This is a genomic window from Gordonia desulfuricans NBRC 100010, from assembly GCF_001485495.1.
In the GTDB taxonomy this organism is placed as follows: domain Bacteria; phylum Actinomycetota; class Actinomycetes; order Mycobacteriales; family Mycobacteriaceae; genus Gordonia; species Gordonia desulfuricans.
Genome location: NZ_BCNF01000204.1, coordinates 1 through 2,508, shown reverse-complemented (window position 1 = coordinate 2,508; position 2,508 = coordinate 1). Strand labels below are relative to the sequence as shown.

Annotated in this window: 1 protein-coding gene and 2 pseudogenes; 1 reads left to right on the top strand and 2 read right to left on the bottom strand. The window is 62.6% G+C overall.

Features of this window, described 5'->3' with window-relative positions:
* Positions 1-3 precede the first annotated feature (3 nt).
* Positions 4-553, bottom strand: a pseudogene (locus GD1_RS23825) (IS630 family transposase); the annotation flags it as partial.
* 396 nt (positions 554-949) lie between these two features.
* Positions 950-1,156: pseudogene (locus GD1_RS23820) on the bottom strand (transposase); the annotation flags it as partial.
* A 48-nt stretch (positions 1,157-1,204) separates the two neighbouring features.
* On the opposite strand from GD1_RS23820, the gene GD1_RS23810 reads away from it, so the two are divergent.
* A protein-coding gene (locus GD1_RS23810; RefSeq protein ID WP_157079609.1) for an IS3 family transposase occupies positions 1,205-2,481 on the top strand; the annotation gives its coding sequence in 2 pieces (ribosomal slippage) (positions 1,205-1,487 and positions 1,487-2,481; 1,278 coding nt in all).
* Positions 2,482-2,508 lie beyond the last annotated feature (27 nt).

The following is a 2,508-nucleotide window of genomic DNA, read 5'->3' as shown; positions in this document are numbered from 1 at the left end:
AAATTAGTTGGCTACTTGTTCGAGTGTAGAGCGGGCGCGGGCAACTTTGGCGAGGATGGATTCGGCGGTGGCGGTCCATACGTAGGGTTTTGGATTGTCTTTGTGTGCGTTCATGTATGACTCGATACTGCGATCAGATCGGGCACGCTGGGGAAGATCCCGCGGCGGAGGTTCTTGTCGGTCAGCTCGCGGAACCAGCGCTCTACCTGGTTGAGCCACGATGATGAGGTCGGGGTGAAATGGAAATGAAACCGCTTATGCCGCTTCCTCCATTTCTGCACGTTCGGGTGTTTATGGGTGGCGTAATTGTCCAGGATCAGATGCACCTGCAACCCGGCCGGGACCTGGCGGTCGATGGTGTTGAGGAACGTGATGAACTCCTCGTGCCGGTGACGCGACAGACACTGGCCGATCACGGTACCGGTGAGCACGTCCAACGCAGCGAACAAGGTAGTCGTGCCGTTGCGTTCATAGTCGTGGGTCATGGTCCCGGCGCGGCCGGCAGCATCGGCAGCGACGCTTGGGTCCGGTCCAATGCCTGGATTTGGGACTTTGTGCGCCACGAGGCGCTGCATTACCGGATGGAGGTGAAAGGGCTCCATCTCTGGTCAGTCGCAGCAGGCTGGGGAAGCTGAGGGCAGCCCGAACCGGGAGACGCCGGTGAGGGTGAGAGCAGCCCTGACGAGGGCAGGACGGGTCGGCACTGCCAGACGATCCGGGTCTGCCTAGCAAGGCGGGAAGGTGTACGTGAGAAACCAACGTGTAAAGCCTCTCAAGAGGTACGCCGGCTCCGATCTGGTGGATATGGGCCGGGGTGAGGCGCACGCCCACCCGATCGTGATCGGGTGGGCGACTCCCGTGCCGGGTGAAGTCGCCGGCAGTGTGGCCACGAGGAATGTCTGCGGCGTACTCGTGGCGATGTCGCAGGGGCAAAGTGGCTCTTCCTGATTCAGAGTGCGTCGAGGTGTTCTGCCAGGCCGCCGGAGTGGATGAGTGACCGCAAGATGTAGTGGTTGAGGTTGCGGAAGCCCAGGGCGATGCCACGCAGGTGTTCCAAGCGTCCGTTGATCGCTTCAACGGGCCCGTTGGAGGCGCCGGTGTCGAAGTAGGCCAGGATCTCGGCACGTCGGGCCCACAGCGAGCGTCCGAGTTGTGATCCATCCCGGAGTTTCCGGAGACTGTGTCTCACGGAAGGATGGATGCCATGGCATCAGGAACGAAGCGGTACCCGGCTGATTTGAAGCGGGACGCGGTGGACATGGTGGCCCAGTTGGTGGCCGACGGGTCGACGGAGTGGGCGGCAATGAACAAGACCGCCGGCCTACTCGGGATCGGGTCGGCGGAGACGGTACGCAAATGGGTCCGCAACGTCCCCGAAGCAGCCGCTGCGGTGTCGGAGGCAGCGGTCGACGGTGATGAGGTCAGACGCCTGCGGAAGGAGAATGCGGAACTCAAACGCGCCAACGGGATCTTGAAGGCGGCAGCCAGTTTCTTCGCGGCCGAGATCGACCGGCCACACCGCTGATCGTGGAGTTCATCGCCGCTCACCAGGGCAACCGGGTGGGCGGCGATGGTCTTGTCTGGGGAGTCGATCCGATGTGCCGAGTGCTCACCGAGCACGGTCTGCCCATCGCCCCATCCACATACTACGAGCACGTCAACAAGCAGCCCACTGCACGTATGGTCGCCGATGCGCAGGTCATCGACGCGATCTACTCGCTCCGGAAGGAGCAGCAGCTCTACCAGGTTCTCGGCTCGCGGAAGATGTGGATTAAGTTGCGCAGCAACGGAATTGACGTCGCCCGCTGCACCGTCGAGCGCCTCATGCGGGAGATGGGGTGGCACGGCGCGTTGAAGAAGAAGAGCCCGCACACCACCCGCCCCAACCATGACCACGAGCGGCCGGAAGACCTGGTCGATCGCCGGTTCTGGGCGGCGGAACCGAACCGCTTATGGGTGGCCGATTTCACCTACTGCCGTATCGCGACGGGGTGGGCGTACACGGCGTTCGTCACCGATGTGTTCGCCCGCAAGATCGTCGGCTGGAAGGTCGCCTCACAGATGACGACGGACCTGGTCACCGCCGCCATCGATAACGCTATCGCGGCCCGAATGCGTTCTGGCGTAACGGATCTGGACGGTTTGACCCATCACAACGACGCTGGCTCGCAGTATACGGCGCTCGCGTTCACCGAGCGCCTCGCCGAGGCCGGGATCGCCGCTTCAGTCGGAAGTGTTGGAGACAGCTACGACAACGCTCTGGCCGAATCGGTGAACTCCGACTACAAGAACGAGCTCGTCGACAACCAGCCCCGGTTCCCCGGGGTCACCGAACTGTCACTGGCGACCGCGCAATGGGTCGCGTTCTACAACCAGGAACGGCCGCACACCTACTGCGACGACCTGACCCCAGACGAGGCTGAACAGTTCCACTACGATCACAGACGTGCCCTCAGACCGGAGGAAGCACTCACAAGATGAGGTCTCCGGAAACGCCGGGATGGTCCA